This is a genomic window from Siccibacter turicensis LMG 23730 (genome assembly GCF_000463155.2).
Classification (GTDB): Bacteria; Pseudomonadota; Gammaproteobacteria; order Enterobacterales; family Enterobacteriaceae; genus Siccibacter; species Siccibacter turicensis.
In genome coordinates, this window is the sequence record NZ_AWFZ01000030.1 from 75,495 (window position 1) to 96,037 (window position 20,543).

Consider the following 20,543-nt stretch of genomic DNA (forward strand, 5'->3'; position numbering starts at 1 on the left):
CCGCCACTCCTTAATTTTATGCATCCGGGGCTTGCTCTCGGCCGCGCAGCCTTTGCGGATTTCGTGGTAATGACCAGACAAAACACGCGCGTTTCAGTCCCCGTTCCCCATCCTGCCCTTCGCTTAGTGAGTCTGGGTTTACTGGCCTTTGTTTTTACCCTCTTTTCACTTGAGCTGACGCTGTTTGGCAGCCTGCTGGCCCCGCTGTGGTTTCCGACCGCCCTGATGATGGTGGCGTTTTTCCGTCATCCGCTTCGTTTATGGCCCGCCATCGCGTTGGTCTGTACCCTGGGCAACGTCGCGGCGACGCTGGCGCTGTTCCCGCCTGAAAAGCTTAACCTGCTGTATGCCGCGCTCAACGTGCTGGAAGCGGCGCTTGGGGCACTGCTGCTTCGGCGCCTGCTGCCGCAGCGCAATCCCCTGCAAAACCTCTCAAGCTGGGTGCGGCTCGCCATTGGCGGCGCGGTTATCCCGCCGCTGGTGGGTGGCCTGCTGCTGGTTATTCTGACCGAAAATACACAGCCGGTGCGCACGCTGTTTATGTGGATCCTGTCTGAATCCATCGGTGCGCTGTCGCTGATTCCGCTCGGGCTGCTGTTTAAGGCGCACTATCTGCTGCGCCATCGCGATCCGCGCCTGCTGCTGGAGACGCTGCTGACCCTCGCCGCCACTCTGCTGCTGAGCTGGTTTGCGCTGCATTATCTGCCCTGGCCGTTTACCTTCATCATTGTGCTGCTGATGTGGAGCGCCATCCGCCTGCCGCGCCTTGAGGCCTTTACCGTGTTTCTGGCCACCGTGATGATGGTCTCGACCATCATGGCCGCGAACCCGACGCTGCTTGAGATGCCCCATCCGCACTGGACCTTTAACGCCCCCTGGCTGCCGTTTTTAATGATTTTGCTGCCAGCGAACGTGATGACCATGGTGATGTACGCCTTTCGCGAAGAGCGCAAGCACATCGGGGAGAGCGAAGCGCGCTTTCGTAACGCCATGGAGTACTCCGCCATCGGCATGGCGCTGGTCTCTAACGACGGGCAGTTCCTGCAGTCCAACAAAGCGCTGTGTAATCTGCTGGGCTACACCCCGGAGCAGCTGCACCGTCTGACCTTTCAGCAGCTGACCTGGCCTGAAGATCTGCAAAAAGATCTGGAGCAGCTCGACCAGCTGCGCATGGGCATCATCAACAGCTACTCGATGGAGAAGCGCTACTACACCAGCCGCGGAGATGTGGTCTGGGCGCTGCTCGCGGTATCGGTAGTGCGCCACACCGACGGCACGCCGCTCTACTTTATCGCCCAGATAGAGGACATCACCGACCTCAAGCAGACCGAGTGGATGAACAAGCGCCTGATGGAGCGCATCACCCTCGCCAACGAGGCGGGCGGAATTGGCATCTGGGAGTGGGATCTCGGCCCGGACACCATGAGCTGGGACAAGCGCATGTTCGAGCTGTACGACATCTCGCCGGAGACCAAACCGACCTATCAGCTGTGGAAAGCGCAGCTGGTGAGCGAAGATCTACCCCAGGTCGAAGCGGCTATTAAAGAGGCGCTGCGCGCGCGGGTGCCGTTCAAACTGGAGTTTCGCATTAAGGTGGGCGGGAGGATCCGTCATATCCGTTCCCTGGCGAACCGGGTGGTGAACAAGCAGGGCGATGTTGAGCGCCTGCTTGGCATCAATATGGACATGACCGAAGTCAAACAGCTTAACGACGCCCTGTTCCAGGAGAAGGAGCGCCTGCACATTACCCTCGACTCCATCGGCGAAGCGGTGATCTGTACCGATGTTGAGATGAACGTCACCTTTATGAACCCGGTGGCGGAAAAGATGAGCGGCTGGCAGCAGGATCGCGCCATCGGCCAGCACATCCTCACTATTCTGCGCATCACCTTCGGGGACAACGGCCCGCTGATGGAGAACATCCACAGCGGCGACGTGTCGCGCACCGCCATTGAGCAGGATGTGGTGCTGCACTGCCGCAAGGGCGGCAGCTACGATATTCACTACAGCATCACCCCGCTCAGCACCCTCGACGGGCAGAACATTGGGTTTGTGCTGGTGATTCAGGACGTGACCGAGTCGCGCAAAATGCTGCGTCAGCTCAGCTACAGCGCCTCCCACGATGGCCTGACCCACCTTGCCAACCGCGTCAGCTTTGAAAACCACCTCAAGCGGCTGCTGCTGAACGTGGCGGAAACCCGCCAGCAGCATGCCCTGGTGTTTATCGATCTCGATCGCTTCAAAGCGGTAAACGACAGCGCCGGCCACGCTGCGGGCGATGCCCTGCTGCGCGAGCTGGCTTCGCTGATGCTGAGCATGCTGCGCACCAGCGATGTGCTGGCCCGTCTTGGCGGCGATGAGTTTGGTCTGCTGCTGCCCGACTGCAATCTGGAGAGCGCCCGCACCATCTCCGGGCGGCTGATTCAGGCGATCAACGACTACCACTTCAGCTGGGACAATCGCCTGCACCGCATCGGGGCCAGCGCCGGCATCACCATGATCGATGCCAATAATAACCAGGCCTCAGAGGTGATGTCCCAGGCGGATATCGCCTGCTACGCCTCGAAAAACAACGGGCGCGGCGTGGTAACGGTCTATGAGCCGCAGCAGGGTCAGCATCCGACCCGCGCCCAGATGCCGCTCGACGAGCAGTGGCGGATGATCAAAGACAACCCGATCGCCATGATTGCCCGGGCGGTGGCCTCGCCGCGAGTGCCGGAGTCGGCCTCGTTCTATACGCTGACCCTCAAGTTCTGGACCCGCGAGGGCGACGTGATGGAGGAGGAGGCCCTGCGCGCCATCCTCGGTGAGAGCGAACTGATGCACGCCCTGGATCGCCGCGTTTTCCATGAGTTCTTCAGCAAGTGGAGCGCGCGGGTGGCTCAGAAAGGGTTTGGTATTGCCCTGCCTCTCTCCACCAGCGGCCTGGCCTCGCAGAGCGTGGTGGATGACATCATCGCCATGCTGGCGGAAAGCCCGCTGCCTGCCCGCCTGTTGCATATTATGGTGCCTGCCGAAGCGCTGCACCGCGAAGACGACGCCCCGCGCCGCCACCTGCACGCCCTGCGCGACGCAGGCTGCCAGATAATCCTCACCCAGACCGGGCGCGACCTGGAGGTCTTCAACCTGCTCGGCCACGATAGGGTGGACTACGTGATGCTCAACGCCGAACTGGTGAGCTGGGTGCATACCAATCTGATGGACGAAATGATGGTCACCATTATTCACGGCCATGCCCAGCGTCTTGGGCTGCGCAGCATTGCCGGGCCGGCGGATCAGCCGCTGGTGATGGACACCCTCTCCGGCATCGGTATTGACCTGATTTTCGGCGATACCATTGCGGCGCAGCAGCCGCTCGACCTGCTGCTCAACAACAGCTACTTCGCCATCAACTGACCGGCTGCCAGCCGCTGCTGTACCAGATGTGCAGCAGGGCATAGGAGCGCCACGGCGCCCAGCAGGTTGCATAGCGTCGGATGGCGGCGGGCGTCATACCGGCGAAGCGCTGCTTGATGGCGTAATCATCCGGCAGAAACACGTCCGGCGCCTGCCAGCCGCGCAGCGCATAGTAGTTCGCCGTCCAGCGCCCAATCCCTGGCCAGCTAATCAGGTGTTTCACCCCCTGCTCCACGTCCTGCGGACGCGTGAGGGGGAACACGCCCGCTTCGCAGGTCTGCGCCAGGTTGACGATAGCATGGGCGCGCATCAGCGGGATCCCAATGGTTTTAACTTCTTCGGGACTCAGCCGGGCCAGCGCCTTCGCCTCCGGGAACAGCATCCAGCCCGGCTGCCCCGGACAGGGGGTGCCGAACGCCGCCGCCAGCTTGCCGGTGAGCTTCGCTGCCAGCGCCACGCTGACCAGCTGGCCGAGGATCGCGCGTATCGCCTGCTCAAACGGGTCAACGCACCCCGGTAGACGCAGACCGGGGCGCGCGGCAGCCAGCTCGCCGAGCGAGGCCAGCATCGGTGCCGGGTCGAGGCGCAGATCCAGCAGGTTTGCCACCCGCACCAGCACCGCCTCCGCCACCGGCATCAGGCCGTCGCTGAGCGTCACCACCAGCGCCGGCTCGGTGGGGTGCGGCGTGACGGTCAGCACGCCCGACCCGCCCGCCAGCGCCATGCTGCGGCTGTAGTGGTTGTCACCCACCTGTTCAATGCCGGTGACGGCACGGGCGCGTAAAAAGCCCAGCATCCACGGCCAGTCATAAGGGGGGGTATAGTGCAACGTAAACATAGATTCTCCCGGATTGCCTTTTTTCAGCTTAGCGGCAAGCACTTGATTATGCCTTGCTTTTATATTCCATTTGCTGCGCTCGCGACATTTCGCTAAAGTCGCCCCCCTTCTTCACCGGCATGGGGATCATGATGTTTATTGGATTTGACTACGGCACCGCTAACTGTTCGGTTGCGGTTATGGAAAACGGCGCACCGCGCATGGTGACGCTGGAGCAGGATTCCGCTCTGCTGCCGTCCATGATCTGCGCCCCAACCCGCGAGGCGATCAGCGAGTGGCTGCACCGCCACCACAGCGTGCCGACCGGCAGCGACGAGAACGCCGCCCTGCTGCGCCGGGCGATGAACCTCAATCGCGAGGAAGACATTGAGGTCACGCCGGGCAGCGTGCAGTTCGGCCTGAACGCGCTGCGGCACTACACCGATGACCCGGAAGAGGTCTGGTTCGTTAAATCCCCCAAATCATTCCTTGGCGCAACCGGGCTGAAACCCCAGCAGGTCGCGCTGTTTGAGGATCTGGTGTGCGCCATGATGCTGCATATTCGTCATACTGCGCAGCAGCAGCTCTCCGCCACGCTTGACCAGGCGGTGATTGGCCGCCCGATTAACTTTCAGGGGCTGGGCGGGGATGACGCTAACCAGCAGGCGCAGGGCATTCTGGAGCGCGCCGCGCACCGCGCCGGGTTTACCGATGTGGTGTTCCAGTTTGAGCCGGTTGCGGCGGGGCTCGATTTTGAAGCGACCCTGCAACGCGAACAGCGCGTGCTGGTGGTGGACATCGGCGGCGGAACCACCGACTGCTCGCTGCTGCTGATGGGGCCGCAGTGGCGCGATAAAGCCGATCGCAGCGCCAGCCTGCTGGGGCACAGCGGCTGTCGCGTGGGCGGAAACGATCTCGATATCGCCGTGGCGTTTAAGCAGTTTATGCCGGAGCTGGGCCTCGGCGGCCAGACGGAAAAAGGCATTGCGCTCCCGGCACTGCCGTGGTGGAACGCCGTGGCGATCAACGATGTCCCGGCCCAGAGCGAGTTCTACAGCACCGCCACCGGCCGCCTGCTGGCGACGCTTATCCGCGATGCCCGTGAGCCGGAGCGCGTTGCCCTGCTGCAGAAGCTGTGGCGCGAGCGCCTCAGCTACCGGCTGGTGCGCGAGGCGGAGGAGGTCAAAATTGCCCTGTCGAACGCCACCCACACCGTGTCACAACTGCCGTTTATCCGTGCCGATCTCAACGTCGAGGTAACCCGTCAGGCGCTGGAACTGGCGCTGGCCCAGCCGCTGGCCCGCGTGCTGGAGCAGGTGACGCTGGCGCTGGCATCCGCCAGCGAGAAGCCGGACGTGATTTATCTGACCGGCGGTAGCGCCCGCTCGCCGCTGATCAAAGCCGCGCTGGCGCAGCTGCTGCCCGATACCCCGATTGCCGGCGGGGATGACTTTGGCTCCGTAACCGCCGGTCTGGCGCGCTGGGCCGAGGTGATGTTTCGGTAACTGACATCGCGTCAGCCAGGAGCATATCGCTGCCGCCGTGTGGCGCTATCGCCAAACGCAGCCGTTGACGTGTGGCGCTATCACCAAACACAGCCGCCAATGTGTGGTGCAGTCCGGCATCAACACCGCCGCGACGCAGGCGTTGAGTCCGGGCTGGCGGTCAGAACCACCAAAGGGCGCACTAGGCCGAGGTGATATTTCGGTAACTGACATCGCGTCAGCCAGTGGCATATCGCCGCCGTCTTTTAGCGCCACCACCAAACACAGCCGTCGAAGCGTGGTGCATTCCGGCATCAAAACCGCCGCGCCGCAGGCGTTGAGTCCGGGCTGGCGGTCGGGAACCGCCAGAGGGCGCGAGCCCCGGGATGGGGTATCGCGACCGACCGGAGCGAGACGCCGGAGGCAAGGGCAGCCCGCAGGGCCGGTTTTACTGGCCGGGAGCCGGGATTGCAAAGGGGGCGGCGGCGAGCCCCCTTTGCCCGTTCACCGGCGTCCTGAGTGACATGGAAATGCGGCGTTACGGTGAACGGAACCGTTGCCGGCCTGCAAAGCGGGCCTTAGCTAACGTGCACATACGGCGACGTTAACTATTATACGGCGAGTTTCCTCTCGTTAAGGGAACCCCCATCCCCCTCCCCCATTCAGACGAATCTCTACGTTGTTTCATATTTCCTCCATCTTTCAATGGCGAAGCATTACTACACTTACCTGATAACATCGCCCGGCTTCGCTCGCGCATCACTGCTGCGGCCGGCCGCCTGAAGGGTTATCATCCCCTCTTAATTTATGGAAGAGAAAACCTAGAAATATGAAAGGTATGCAAAAATCCCGCTGGATCATGCTTGCAGGCGTCATTCTCCTGGCCATCGCCGCCGTTGCCTGGTGGCGTCATACCTCCACCGCTCCCACCCCGGCCCGCTCAGGCGCAGAAGGCCGCCAGGCCATGCGCGGCGCGATGCGTGCGCCGGTTCAGGCCGCCACCGCGCGTAGCGAATCGGTGCCGCGCTACCTGTCAGGACTGGGTACCGTCACCGCCGCCAATACCGTTACGGTGCGTAGCCGGGTGGATGGGCAGCTGATGGCGCTGCATTTCGAAGAGGGGCAGCAGGTGAAGGCCGGCGATCTGCTGGCCGAGATCGACCCGAGCCAGTTTAAGGTCGCCCTCGCCCAGGCTCAGGGGCAGTTGGCGCGCGACCAGGCCACCCTCGCCAACGCTAAGCGCGACCTGGCGCGCTATCAGCAGCTGGTGAAAACCAATCTGGTCTCCCGTCAGGAGCTGGACACCCAGCAGGCGCTGGTCGCCGAATCTGCGGGCACCATCAAGGCCGACCAGGCGGCGGTAGCCAGCGCCCAGCTTCAGCTCGACTGGAGCCGTATTACCGCGCCAATTGACGGCCGCGTGGGGCTGAAGCAGGTGGATATCGGCAACCAGATCTCCAGCGGCGACACCGCCGGCATCGTGGTGCTGACCCAGACCCACCCTATCGACCTGGTGTTTACCCTGCCGGAGAGCGATATCCCCACCATCACCCAGGCGCGTAAAAACGGCACCCTGAGCGTCGAAGCCTGGGACCGCACCAATACGCGCAAAATCGCGACCGGCACGCTGCTGAGTCTCGATAACCAGATCGACAGCACCACCGGCACCATCAAGCTGAAAGCGCGCTTCAGTAATGAGGACGATGCCCTGTTCCCCAACCAGTTCGTTAATGCCCGCATGCTGGTGGACACCCAGCACGATGCGGTGGTGATCCCCGCTGCGGCGCTGCAGATGGGTAACGAAGGCAACTTTGTCTGGGTGCTGAACAGCGACAATAAAGTCAGCAAGCACCTGGTGACGCCGGGGCTGCAGACCAGCCAGACGGTGGTGATTGATGCCGGGCTGTCCGCCGGTGACCGCGTGGTGACGGACGGCATTGACCGCCTGACCGAGGGTGCCAGCGTGGAAGTGGTGGAAGCGCAGAGCGATGACGCGGCGCCGGTGAAAAGCACCCGCGCCGGCTCGCAGGGGGCACGTTCCTGATGCAGGTGTTACCGCCCAGGGCTACCGGCGGCCCGTCTCGCCTGTTCATTATGCGGCCGGTGGCGACCACGCTGTTGATGATCGCTATCCTGCTGGCCGGGATTATCGGCTACCGTTTTCTGCCGGTGTCGGCGCTGCCGGAGGTGGATTACCCGACGATTCAGGTGATTACCCTCTATCCCGGCGCCAGCCCGGACGTGGTGACCTCGGCGATTACCGCCCCGCTGGAGCGTCAGTTTGGCCAGATGTCGGGCCTCAAGCAGATGTCCTCCCAGAGTTCAGGCGGCGCGTCGGTGGTGACGCTCCAGTTCCAGCTCACGCTGCCGCTGGACGTCGCCGAGCAGGAGGTGCAGGCCGCGATTAACGCCGCCACTAACCTGCTGCCCTCCGACCTGCCCAACCCGCCGGTCTATAACAAAGTGAACCCGGCGGACCCGCCGGTGATGACTCTCGCAGTCACCTCCTCCGCCCTGCCGATGACCCAGGTGCAGGACATGGTGGAGACGCGCGTGGCGCAGAAGATCTCCCAGGTGAGCGGTGTCGGGCTGGTGACCATTTCCGGCGGCCAGCGCCCGGCGGTGCGGGTAAAACTAAACGCTCCCGCGCTGGCAGCCCTCGGGTTGACCAGCGAAGCGGTGCGTACCGCCATCACCAGCGCCAACGTTAACTCGGCGAAAGGCAGCCTCGACGGTCCGACCAGGGCCATTACCCTTTCCGCCAACGACCAGATGCAGTCCGCGGAGGAGTACCGCAAGCTGATCATCGGCTACCAGAACGGGGCGGCGATTCGTCTCGGTGACGTGGCAACCATTGAACAGGGGGCGGAAAACAGCTGGCTCGGCGCCTGGGCGAATAAAGAACAGGCCATCGTGATGAACGTCCAGCGCCAGCCGGGGGCCAATATTATCGACACCGCGGACAGCATCCGCGCGCTGCTGCCGTCGCTCACCGACAGCCTGCCGAAGTCGGTTAACGTCAAGCTGCTCACCGACCGCACCACCAATATTCGCGCCTCGGTGAGCGATACCCAGCACGAGCTGATGCTGGCGATAGCGCTGGTGGTGATGATTATCTACCTGTTCCTGCGCAACGTCCCGGCTACCATTATCCCCGCCGTGGCGGTGCCGCTGTCGCTGATCGGCACCTTCGCGGTGATGGTGTTCCTCGACTTCTCTATCAACAACCTGACGCTGATGGCCCTGACCATCGCCACCGGCTTTGTGGTGGACGACGCCATCGTGGTGATCGAGAACATCTCCCGCTACATCGAAAAGGGCGAGAAGCCGCTGGCTGCCGCGCTGAAAGGGGCGGGTGAGATCGGCTTTACCATCATCTCGCTGACCTTCTCGCTCATCGCCGTGCTGATCCCGCTGCTGTTTATGGGGGATATCGTGGGCCGGCTGTTCCGCGAGTTTGCCGTCACGCTGGCGGTCGCCATTTTGATTTCGGCCATCGTCTCGCTGACCCTGACGCCGATGATGTGCGCCCGCATGCTGAGCCACGCGTCGCTGCGCAAACAGAACCGTTTCTCCCGCGCATCGGAGCGCTTCTTCGAGCGGGTGATTGCCGGCTATGGCCGGCTGCTGACGCGGGTGCTTCGTCATCCGTGGCTGACCCTCGGCGTGGCGCTCGGCACCATGGCGCTGACCGTCCTGCTGTGGGTGATGATCCCGAAAGGCTTCTTCCCGGTGCAGGATAACGGGATTATTCAGGGCACGCTTCAGGCGCCGCAGTCAGCGTCGTTCGCCAGCATGGCCGAGCGCCAGCGCCAGGTGTCCGATCTGATCATGAAGGACCCGGCGGTGGAGAGCATGACCGCCTTCGTGGGGGTGGACGGTACGAATCCGTCGCTCAACAGCAGTCGGCTCCAGATCAACCTCAAAGCCCTCGACGACCGTGACGACCGCGTGCCGGAGGTAATTGCGCGCCTGCAACGTCAGGTCGCTACCCTGCCGGGGGTGGCGCTCTATCTGCAGCCGACCCAGGATCTCACCATCGATACCACGGTGAGCCGCACCCAGTATCAGTTCACGCTGCAGGCGCCGTCCCTTGAGGCGCTCAGCACCTGGGTGCCCACCCTGATGAACGCCCTGAAAACCCGCCCGGAGCTGGCAGACGTCAGCAGCGACTGGCAGGACCAGGGGCTGGTGGCGTATGTGAAAGTGGATCGCGACAGCGCCAGCCGACTCGGCATCAGCATGAGCGACGTGGATAACGCGCTGTACAACGCGTTCGGCCAGCGGCTGATCTCCACCATCTACACCCAGGCGAATCAGTATCGCGTGGTGCTGGAGCACAACACTGCCGCCACGCCGGGACTGGAGGCGCTGGACGCCATCCGCCTCACCGGCAGCGACGGCGCCGTGGTGCCGCTCAGCGCGGTGGCAAAGGTGGAGCAGCGCTTCGGGCCGCTGACCATCAACCACCTCGACCAGTTCCCGTCTACCACCATCTCCTTTAACGTGCAGGACGGCTACTCGCTGGGCGAAGCGGTGCAGGCCATTACCGACACCGAGCTGGCGCTTAACTTCCCGACCGATATCACCACCGCCTTCCAGGGCAGCACCCTGGCGTTCCAGGCGGCGCTCGGCAGCACCGTGTGGCTGATTGTTGCGGCGATAGTGGCGATGTATATCGTGCTCGGCGTGCTGTACGAGAGCTTTATCCATCCGGTGACCATTCTCTCTACCCTGCCTTCGGCAGGCGTGGGGGCGCTACTGGCGCTGATGATTGCCGGGGCCGAGCTGGACGTGATCGCCATCATCGGCATCATACTGCTCATCGGCATCGTCAAGAAAAACGCCATCATGATGATCGACTTCGCGCTGGCCGCCGAGCGCGAGCAGGGGATGCCGCCGCGTGAGGCCATCTACCAGGCCTGCCTGCTGCGTTTCCGCCCGATCCTGATGACCACGCTGGCGGCGCTGCTGGGCGCACTGCCGCTGATGCTCTCCACCGGCGTGGGGGCCGAACTGCGTCGTCCGTTGGGCATCGGCATGGTCGGCGGTCTGCTGGTCAGCCAGGTGCTGACGCTGTTTACCACCCCGGTGATCTATCTGCTGTTCGACCGCCTTGGGCAGGCGGTACGCCGCCGCTTCCCGACCCGTGAAGAGGAGGCGTAAGTGAATTTTTACGCCCTGTTTATCCACCGCCCGGTGGCGACGATTCTGCTGTCGGTCGCCATCACCCTGTGCGGCGTGCTCGGCTTCCGGCTGCTGCCGGTGGCCCCGCTGCCCCAGGTCGATTTTCCGGTGATCATGGTGAGCGCCTCCCTGCCCGGCGCCTCGCCGGAAACCATGGCCTCGTCGGTGGCGACCCCGCTGGAGCGCGCGCTCGGGCGCATTGCCGGGGTCAATGAGATGACCTCGTCCAGCTCGCTTGGCAGTACGCGTATCATTTTGCAGTTTGACTTCAGCCGCGACATCAACGGCGCGGCGCGGGATGTGCAGGCCGCGATCAACGCCTCGCAGAGCCTGCTGCCGAGCGGGATGCCGTCGCGCCCGACCTATCGCAAGGCGAACCCGTCGGATTCGCCGATTATGATCCTGACGCTGACCTCGGACACCTGGTCCCAGGGCAAACTTTACGATTTCGCCTCAACCCAGCTGGCGCAGAGCATCGCCCAGATTGAGGGCGTCGGGGATGTGGACGTGGGCGGTAGCTCCCTGCCGGCAATCCGCGTCGGGCTGAACCCGCAGGCGCTGTTTAATCAGGGCGTGTCGCTTGACGCGGTGCGCGAAGCCATCAGCAATGCCAACGTGCGCCGCCCGCAGGGTGCGGTGGAGGATGGCACCCGCCGCTGGCAGCTCCAGACCAACGATGAGCTGAAAACCGCGGAGGAATACCAGCCGCTGATCGTCCACTACAACAACGGTGCCGCGGTGCGGCTGGGGGATGTCGCCAGCGTCACCGATTCGGTGCAGGACGTGCGTAACGCCGGGATGACCAACGCCCGCCCCGCCATCCTGCTGATGATCCGCAAGCTGCCGGAAGCCAATATCATTCAGACCGTGGACAGCATCCGCGCCCGGCTGCCGGCGCTGCGGGAAACCATCCCCGCCGCCATCGATCTGCAAATCGCCCAGGACCGCTCGCCGACCATTCGCGCCTCGCTGGCAGAGGTGGAGCACTCGCTGGTGCTCTCGGTGGCGCTGGTAATTCTGGTGGTCTTCCTGTTCTTGCGCTCCGGCCGCGCGACCTTTATTCCCGCGGTGGCGGTGCCGGTATCGCTGATTGGCACCTTCGCCGCCATGTACCTGTGCGGCTTCAGCCTCAATAACCTGTCGCTGATGGCGCTGACCATCGCCACCGGCTTTGTAGTGGACGACGCCATTGTGGTGCTGGAGAACATCGCGCGTCATATCGAAGCGGGGATGAAACCCTTGCAGGCGGCGCTACAGGGGGTGCGGGAAGTGGGCTTTACCGTGCTGTCGATGAGCGTCTCGCTGGTGGCGGTGTTTATGCCGTTGCTGCTGATGGCCGGGCTGCCGGGCCGGCTGTTCCGGGAGTTTGCCGTGACGCTGTCGGTGGCGATCGGCATTTCGATGCTGGTCTCACTAACGCTGACGCCGATGATGTGCGGCTGGCTGCTCAAGCGCGTGAAGCCGCATACCCCAACGCGCGCCCGCGGCATCGGCCGCCTGTGGACCGCGCTAAACCAGGGCTACGCCCGTTCGCTTGGCTGGGTGCTCGACCACGCCCGGCTGGTCGGGGTGGTGTTCCTTGCCACTCTTGCCCTGAACGTCTGGCTCTATATTGCCATCCCGAAAACCTTCTTCCCGGAGCAGGATACCGGGGTCCTGATGGGCGGTATCCAGGCCGATCAGAGCATCTCCTTCCAGGCCATGCGCGGCAAGCTGGAGGATTTCATGAAGATCATCCGCGACGACCCGGCGGTGGACAACGTGACCGGCTTTACCGGCGGCTCGCGGGTCAACAGCGGAATGATGTTTATTACCCTGAAAGCGCGCAGCGAGCGCAACGAGTCGGCCCAGCAGATTATTGACCGGCTGCGTAAAAAGCTCGCCAACGAGCCGGGCGCCAGCCTGTTTCTGATGGCGGTGCAGGATATTCGGGTGGGCGGACGCCAGTCTAACGCCAGCTACCAGTACACGCTGCTGTCCGACGATCTCGCCGCCCTGCGCGAGTGGGAGCCGAAGATCCGCAGCGCGCTGGCGAAGCTTCCGACGCTGGCCGACGTTAACTCCGATCAGCAGGACAACGGCGCGGAGATGAATCTGGTCTACGACCGGGAAAGCATGGCGCGGCTCGGCATCAGCGTCCAGCAAGCAAACAGCCTGCTGAACAACGCCTTCGGCCAGCGCCAGATCTCAACCATCTATGAGGCGATGAACCAGTACAAGGTGGTGATGGAGGTTGACCCGCGCTACACCCAGGACATCAGCGCGCTGGAGAAAATGTTCGTGATTAATGACGAGGGCAAACCGATCCCGCTCTCGTACTTCGCCAAATGGCAGCCGGCCAACGCGCCGCTGTCGGTGAACCATCAGGGACTGTCGGCCTCCTCCACCATCGCCTTCAACCTGCCTGCCGGGGTGTCGCTCTCCGAGGCCAGCGCCGATATCGATCGCGCCATGACCCAGCTCGGAGTGCCGTCCTCGGTGCGCGGCAGCTTTGCCGGCACGGCGCAGCTTTTCCAGGAGACCCTCGACTCCCAGGTGATTCTGATCCTCGCCGCCATCGCCACGGTCTACATCGTGCTGGGTATGCTCTATGAGAGCTACGTGCACCCACTGACCATTCTCTCTACCCTGCCCTCGGCGGGCGTGGGTGCGCTGCTGGCGCTGGAGCTGTTCGGAGCGCCTTTTAGCCTTATCGCCCTGATTGGCATCATGTTATTAATAGGCATTGTGAAGAAGAACGCCATCATGATGGTGGATTTCGCGCTGGAGGCGGAGCGCCAGGGCGGCATGACGCCGCGCGAGGCAATTTTCCAGGCCTGCCTGCTGCGCTTCCGGCCCATCATGATGACCACGCTGGCGGCGATCTTCGGCGCGCTGCCGCTGGTGATCTCCAGCGGTGACGGGGCGGAGCTGCGCCAGCCGCTCGGGATCACCATCGTCGGCGGCCTGATCATGAGCCAGCTTTTAACGCTCTACACCACCCCGGTGATCTACCTCTTCTTCGACAGGCTACGGCTGCGCTTCCGGCGCACGCCCCGACAGGACAATACCGTATCGGCGAGTGAGTAACCCATGAACGATCTACCCGACAACGTGCGCTGGCAGCTGTGGATAGTGGCGTTTGGCTTCTTCATGCAGGCGCTGGACACCACCATCGTCAATACGGCCCTGCCCTCAATGGCAGAGAGTCTGGGCGCCAACCCGCTGCATATGCACATGGTGATCGTCTCCTACGTGCTGACGGTGGCGGTGATGCTGCCCGCCAGCGGCTGGCTGGCAGATCGTGTCGGGGTGCGCAATATCTTTTTCACCGCCATCGTGTTGTTCACTCTTGGTTCGGTGCTGTGCGCCAGCGCCTCCACCCTGAATGGTCTGGTGGCGGCGCGGGTGGTGCAGGGTATTGGCGGGGCGATGATGGTGCCAGTGGGCCGCCTCACGGTGATGAAAATCGTGCCGCGGGCGCAGTACATGGCGGCCATGACCTTCGTCACCCTGCCGGGGCAGATCGGGCCGCTGCTCGGCCCGGCGCTCGGCGGGCTGCTGGTGGAGTACGCCACCTGGCACTGGATCTTCCTGATTAATCTTCCGGTGGGCATTGCCGGAGCCATCGCCACCCTGATGCTGATGCCGAACTACACCATGCAGACCCGGCGCTTCGATCTCTCCGGCTTCGTGCTGCTGGCCGCCGGCATGGCGGCCCTGACCCTCACCCTGGACGGCTACAAGAGCCTCGGCCTCTCGCCGCTCACTTTGGCGGCGCTGGCCGGCGGCGGCGTCTTTGCCGTGCTCGGTTACCTGTGGCACGCCCGCGGCAACCCCAACGCCCTGTTCAGCCTGCGCCTGTTCGCCAACCGCCGCTTCTCGCTGGCGCTGTTCGGCAGCCTGTGTGGCCGCATCGGTAGCGGGATGCTGCCATTTATCACCCCGGTATTTCTGCAGATCGGCCTCGGCTTTTCGCCGTTTCACGCCGGGCTGATGATGATCCCGATGGTGCTCGGCAGCATGGGCATGAAGCGCATTGTGGTGCAGGTGGTGAACCGCTTCGGCTATCGCCGGGTGCTGGTGGTTTCCACCCTCAGTCTGGCGCTGGTCAGCCTGCTGTTTATGGGTACGGCGCTGATGGGCTGGTACTGGCTGCTGCCGGTGGTGCTGGTGGCCCAGGGGATGATTAACTCGGTGCGCTTCTCGGCCATGAATACCCTGACGCTGAAGGATCTCTCCGATGAGCTGGCCAGCAGCGGCAACAGCCTGCTGTCGATGACCATGCAGCTTTCCATGAGTATCGGCGTTACGATTGCCGGGCTGCTGCTTGGCCTGTTCGGCCATCAGCACATTCAGACCGCCAGCGCCGACGTCCACCACATCTTTTTCTACACCTATCTTTGCATGGCGGTCATCATCGCCCTGCCGGCGCTGGTGTTTGCCCGCGTCCCGAATGATAAGACGAAAAGCGTCGCCCTTCCGCGCCGCACAAGGAGCCATAAATGAAATTCTGGCGGCCCGGCATTACCGGGAAACTGTTCCTCGCCATCTTCGCCACCTGTCTGGTGCTGCTGGTGACGATGCACTGGGCGGTGCGGCTGAGCTTCGAACATGGCTTTATCGACTACATCAAGCGCGGCAACGAGCAGCGCCTGCAGGGGCTGAGCGACGCCCTGAGCGAGCAGTACGCCCAGCACGGCGACTGGGGATTTTTGCGCAACAATGACCGCTTCGTGTTCCGCATCCTGCGGTCGCTGGAGCATGAGAATGACGACGATCGCCCCGGCCCCGGCATGCCGCCCCACGGCTGGCGCACCCAGTTCTGGGTGGTGGATGAGCGTGGTGCGGTGCTGGTTGGGCCGCGCGCCCCGGTTCCGCCGGACGGCACCCGGCGAGAGATCCGCGTTAACGGCCAGCAGGTCGGGGAGGTGATCGCCTCGCCGGTGGAGCGGCTGACCCGTAACACCGATATCAACTTTGACCGCCAGCAGCGCCGCACCAGCTGGCTTATCGTGGCGCTCGCCACCCTGCTGGCGGGGCTTGCCACCTTCCCGCTGGCCCGCGGCCTGCTCGCCCCGGTTAAGCGGCTGGTGGAGGGCACCCACCGGCTGGCTGCGGGCGACTTCACTACCCGCGTGGCCGCCTCCAGCGAAGATGAGCTGGGCAAGCTCGCCCAGGATTTCAACCAGCTCGCCAGTACCCTTGAGAAGAACCAGACCATGCGGCGGGCGTTTATGGCGGACATCTCCCACGAGCTGCGTACGCCGCTGGCGGTGCTGCGTGGCGAACTGGAGGCGATCCAGGACGGCGTGCGCAAATTCACTCCGGAGTCGGTGACGTCGTTGCAGGCCGAAGTGGGAACGCTCACCAAACTGGTGGACGATCTGCACCAGCTGTCGATGTCTGACGAAGGCGCGCTGGCGTATCAGAAAGCGCCGGTGGATATTATCACCCTGATTGAAGTGGCCGCTGGCGCGTTCCGGGAACGCTTCCTCGCCCGGGATCTGCGGCTCAGGCTGACGCTGCCGGACAGCGCCACGGTGTTTGGCGACCGCGACCGCCTGATGCAGCTGTTTAATAACCTGCTGGAGAACAGCCTGCGCTATACCGATGCCGGGGGCGAGCTGGTCATCAGCGCCGAGGTCACCGGAAACCGTCTGGCGCTGCACTTCTCCGACACCGCTCCCGGCGTCAACGACGCGCAGCTGGGGATGCTGTTTGAGCGCTTCTACCGCGCCGAAGGGTCGCGTAACCGCGCCAGCGGCGGCTCAGGGCTGGGCCTTGCCATCTGCCAGAATATCGTCGAGGCGCATAACGGCACCCTGCGCGCCAGCCATTCGCCATACGGCGGATTACGCGTTACAGTTGACCTTCCTCTGGATCCTGACTTACCGAGAGACGCATGACCGGTTTAACCCTTGATGAAAACGCACCACGCATTCTTATCGTGGAAGATGAACCCAAGCTGGGGCAGCTGCTGATCGACTACCTCCATGCGGCGAGCTACAACCCGACGTTGATCGACCACGGCGACAAGGTGCTGCCTTACGTGCGCCAGACCCCGCCGGACCTGATCCTGCTCGACCTGATGCTGCCGGGCACCGACGGGCTGACCCTGTGCAAGGAGATCCGCCGTTTTTCCGAGGTGCCGATTGTGATGGTTACCGCCAAAATCGAGGAGATCGACCGCCTGCTGGGGCTTGAGATCGGCGCGGACGACTACATCTGCAAACCCTACAGCCCGCGTGAAGTGGTGGCGCGGGTGAAAACCATCCTGCGCCGCTGTAAGCCCCACCGCGAGGTGCAGGCCATGGACGCCGAAAGCCCGCTTATCATTGACGAAGGCCGTTTTCAGGCCAGCTGGCAGGATAAGCTGCTGGATCTCACCCCGGCGGAGTTTCGCCTGCTGAAAACTCTCTCCAGCGAGCCGGGTAAAGTGTTCTCCCGCGAGCAGCTGCTCAATCACCTCTACGATGATTACCGGGTGGTGACCGACCGCACCATCGACAGCCATATCAAAAACCTGCGCCGCAAGCTCGAGGCGCTCGACGCCGGGCAGTCGTTTATCCGCGCGGTGTACGGGGTCGGCTACCGCTGGGAAGCCGATGCGTGCCGGCTAGGGTGAATCCTCAATATGCAGGGGAAAGCGATACGCCCCTGCATTTACGGCCCTCTCAGCGTCAGATGCCCAGCGCCCCCTTTCCAGAAGGGGTTTCCGTTGTCTTCCCCGCCTCATACCGCTACAATTCCCGCCCTTAACGTAGGGGAATAGCTGCCCCGCCGTCTCAGCCGAGACGGTTCTGACCTGACATCAGACCGAGAACACCATGTTTAAACCAGAACTACTCTCCCCGGCGGGAACGCTAAAAAATATGCGTTACGCCTTCGCCTATGGCGCCGATGCCGTGTACGCGGGTCAGCCGCGCTACAGCTTGCGGGTGCGCAATAACGAGTTCAACCACGAAAATCTCCAGCTCGGCATCAACGAGGCGCATGCCCTGGGCAAGAAATTTTACGTGGTGGTGAATATCGCCCCGCATAACGCCAAGCTGAAAACCTTTATTCGCGACCTGAAACCGGTAATCGACATGGGGCCGGATGCGCTCATCATGTCCGATCCGGGCCTGATTATGATGGTTCGCGAGGCGTTTCCGCAGATGGATATCCACCTTTCGGTGCAGGCGAACGCGGTTAACTGGGCCACGGTGAAGTTCTGGCAACAGATGGGCCTGACGCGCGTCATCCTGTCGCGCGAGCTGTCGCTCGACGAGATCGCCGAGATCCGCCAGCAGGTGCCGGAGATGGAGATCGAAATTTTCGTTCACGGCGCGCTGTGCATGGCCTACTCCGGGCGCTGCCTGCTGTCGGGCTACATTAACAAACGCGATCCGAACCAGGGCACCTGCACCAACGCCTGCCGCTGGGAGTACAACGTGCAGGAAGGTAAAGAGGACGACGTCGGCAATATCGTGCACGTCCACGAGCCGATTCCGGTGAAAAACGTCGAGCCGACCCTCGGCGTCGGCGCGCCAACCGACAGCGTGTTTATGATTGAAGAGGCCAAGCGGCCGGGCGAGTACATGACCGCGTTTGAAGACGAGCACGGCACCTATATCATGAACTCGAAAGATCTGCGCGCCATTCAGCATGTTGAGCGTCTGACCCAGATGGGCGTGCACTCCCTGAAAATCGAAGGCCGCACCAAATCCTTCTACTACTGCGCCCGCACCGCCCAGGTCTATCGTCGCGCCATCGACGATGCCGCCGCCGGCAAGCCGTTCGATGAATCCCTGCTGGAAACCCTTGAAGGCCTCGCGCACCGCGGCTACACCGAAGGTTTCCTGCGCCGTCACACCCACGACGACTATCAGAATTACGAATACGGCTATTCGGTCTCCGAGCGCCAGCAGTTCGTCGGTGAGTTCACCGGCGAGCGCAACGGTTCCCTGGCGGCGGTGGCGGTGAAGAATAAGTTTTCCGTGGGCGACAGCCTGGAGATGATGACCCCGCAGGGCAACGTCAACTTCACGCTGGAGCATATGGAAAATGCCAAAGGCGAGACGATGCCGGTTGCGCCGGGCGATGGCTATACCGTCTGGCTGCCGGTGCCCGAAGCGATGCAGCTCGATTACGCGCTGCTGATGCGTAATCTGGCCGGGCAGTCAACGCGCAACCCCCATGCGAAATAGTAAACGATCGTTATTTTTTCCTGGCTAATGTTTCTTAGAAATCGATCACATACCGTCTCGATTGTAAGGGGTATCATGCACCCCGCTGAAAAACATAAACTCTAAAGCCAGAAGTACCAGGAACCACCTCATTCGCCTGCGTAATCTCCCTTACGCAGGCTTATTTTTTTGGGCTTTCATCCTGTTCCTGGGCAGTTATCCCCGCGGTGCGATACACTTTCCTCATGATTATCTCTTTGAGCATCCATGATGGATAACACTTCCGTTTCACTGTTAATTCTCAACGGCAAAAGCGCCGACAACCTTCCGCTGCGCGAAGCGGTGACGACGCTACGGGATCAGGGCCATCAGCTTCACGTGCGCGTCACCTGGGAGAAAGGCGACGCCGCGCGTTATGTCGACGAGGCCACGCAGCTTGGCGCGCAGACGGTAGTAGCCGCGGGCGGTGACGGTACCGTCAACGAAGTGGCGACGGCGCTGGCACAGGTCGAGCAGGCGATGCGTCCGGCGCTGGGTATTCTGCCGCTGGGTACCGCGAACGATTTCGCCACCAGCGCAGGCATTCCCGAAGAGATGGAGAAAGCCCTGGCGCTGGCGCTGATTGGCAAAGCCACGGCGATTGATATCGTGCGGGTGAACGACGACAGCTACTTTCTCAATATGGCGACCGGCGGGTTCGGCACGCGCATTACCACCGAAACCCCGGAGCGGCTGAAAGCGGCGCTTGGCGGCGTCTCCTACCTGATTCACGGTCTGATGCGAATGGACGCGCTGAAGCCTGACCGGTGTGAAATCCGCGGCGAGAACTTCCAGTGGCAGGGTGATGCGCTGGTGATTGGCATTGGCAACGGGCGTCAGGCGGGCGGTGGACAACAGCTTTGCCCCGAGGCGCTGATCAATGACGGCCAGTTGGATCTGCGTATCTTCACCGGCGAAGAGCTGCTGCCGGCGCTGTTCACCACGCTTACCCATCCCGATGAAAGCCCCAATATCGTGGACGGCAGCTCCGCCTGGTTTGAGATCACCGCCCCCCACGACATCACGTTCAACCTCGACGGGGAACCGCTCTCCGGTACGCACTTCCGCATCGAAGTCCTGCCGAGCGCCCTGCAGTGCCGCCTGCCGCCGGACTGCGCCCTGCTTAAATAGTCTGCCCTCCCCCACAATACCGGTTTTCAGAACCGGAACAGAAAGCTGACGCCGAAGCGTGAAAACCTTCGGCATCACTATCCTCATGCCGTTTTTAGATCACGGACAGAAAACGGGAGTCGAGCCAGGCAACCCTCCGGCATCCCCCATCGTTTTTTTGCAAATCCGAACAGCGATCGAAACATCAGGCGTGGGATTCGCCTGCATCCCCGCCTCTTTTTTCAGCGAGTCCAGACAGAGATCGAATGTCGAAGTGGGGGGCGCTTTCCGGCATCAAAACCGCCGCGCCGCAGGCGTTGAGTCCGGGCTGGCGGTCGGGAACCGCCAGAGGGCGCGAGC

11 protein-coding genes are annotated in these 20,543 nt (G+C 62.8%); 10 read left to right on the plus strand and 1 reads right to left on the minus strand.

Going from position 1 to position 20,543, the window contains the following annotated elements; genetic code table 11:
* The first annotated feature begins 69 nt into the window (after positions 1-69).
* Positions 70-3,396, plus strand: coding sequence for a diguanylate cyclase (locus tag DW58_RS10020; protein WP_024547790.1), 3,327 nt, complete (start codon positions 70-72; stop codon positions 3,394-3,396).
* Here the strand turns inward: DW58_RS10020 and alkA are convergent.
* Positions 3,389-4,234 carry a DNA-3-methyladenine glycosylase 2 gene (gene alkA / locus DW58_RS10025; protein ID WP_024562414.1) on the minus strand — a complete coding sequence of 282 codons (846 nt, stop codon included), beginning with the start codon at positions 4,232-4,234 and terminating at the stop codon, positions 3,389-3,391. The two genes, DW58_RS10020 and alkA, sit on opposite strands and share 8 nt — an antisense overlap.
* A 131-nt stretch (positions 4,235-4,365) precedes the next feature.
* Here alkA and yegD point away from each other — a divergent pair, with 131 nt between their 5' ends.
* The 9 genes from yegD to yegS all read left to right on the plus strand — a co-directional run bounded on the left by yegD (position 4,366) and on the right by yegS (position 20,204).
* The gene (yegD, locus tag DW58_RS10030; protein WP_024547721.1) at positions 4,366-5,718 is read left to right on the plus strand and encodes a molecular chaperone; all 1,353 of its coding nucleotides are present in this window, start codon (positions 4,366-4,368) and stop codon (positions 5,716-5,718) included.
* Positions 5,719-6,526: 808 nt separating this feature from the next.
* The gene (locus DW58_RS10035; RefSeq protein WP_024547722.1) at positions 6,527-7,741 is read left to right on the plus strand and encodes an MdtA/MuxA family multidrug efflux RND transporter periplasmic adaptor subunit; all 1,215 of its coding nucleotides are present in this window, start codon (positions 6,527-6,529) and stop codon (positions 7,739-7,741) included.
* The gene (locus DW58_RS10040) at positions 7,741-10,863 is read left to right on the plus strand and encodes an MdtB/MuxB family multidrug efflux RND transporter permease subunit (RefSeq protein ID WP_024562594.1); all 3,123 of its coding nucleotides are present in this window, start codon (positions 7,741-7,743) and stop codon (positions 10,861-10,863) included. The genes DW58_RS10035 and DW58_RS10040 overlap by 1 nt, the downstream gene beginning before the upstream one ends.
* Complete coding sequence (gene mdtC / locus DW58_RS10045) at positions 10,864-13,953, plus strand: multidrug efflux RND transporter permease subunit MdtC (protein ID WP_024548020.1); 3,090 nt, start codon at positions 10,864-10,866, stop codon at positions 13,951-13,953. It begins immediately after the preceding gene.
* Positions 13,954-13,956: 3 nt separating this feature from the next.
* On the plus strand, positions 13,957-15,372 hold the full coding sequence (mdtD, locus tag DW58_RS10050; protein WP_024548019.1) for an MFS transporter: 1,416 nt from the start codon (positions 13,957-13,959) through the stop codon (positions 15,370-15,372).
* Entirely contained in the window at positions 15,369-16,772 is a 1,404-nt protein-coding gene (baeS, locus tag DW58_RS10055) for an envelope stress sensor histidine kinase BaeS (protein ID WP_024548018.1), read from the plus strand. Before mdtD ends, baeS begins: the two co-directional genes overlap by 4 nt.
* A complete protein-coding gene (gene baeR / locus DW58_RS10060) occupies positions 16,769-17,491 on the plus strand; it encodes an envelope stress response regulator BaeR (protein WP_024548017.1) in 723 nt (240 codons plus the stop codon). The genes baeS and baeR overlap by 4 nt, the downstream gene beginning before the upstream one ends.
* Before the next feature lie 202 nt (positions 17,492-17,693).
* The gene (gene trhP, locus DW58_RS10065) at positions 17,694-19,055 is read left to right on the plus strand and encodes a prephenate-dependent tRNA uridine(34) hydroxylase TrhP (protein WP_024548016.1); all 1,362 of its coding nucleotides are present in this window, start codon (positions 17,694-17,696) and stop codon (positions 19,053-19,055) included.
* Positions 19,056-19,304: 249 nt separating this feature from the next.
* Positions 19,305-20,204, plus strand: a complete 900-nt coding sequence (gene yegS, locus DW58_RS10070) for a lipid kinase YegS (protein ID WP_024548015.1) — start codon at positions 19,305-19,307, stop codon at positions 20,202-20,204.
* Positions 20,205-20,543 lie beyond the last annotated feature (339 nt).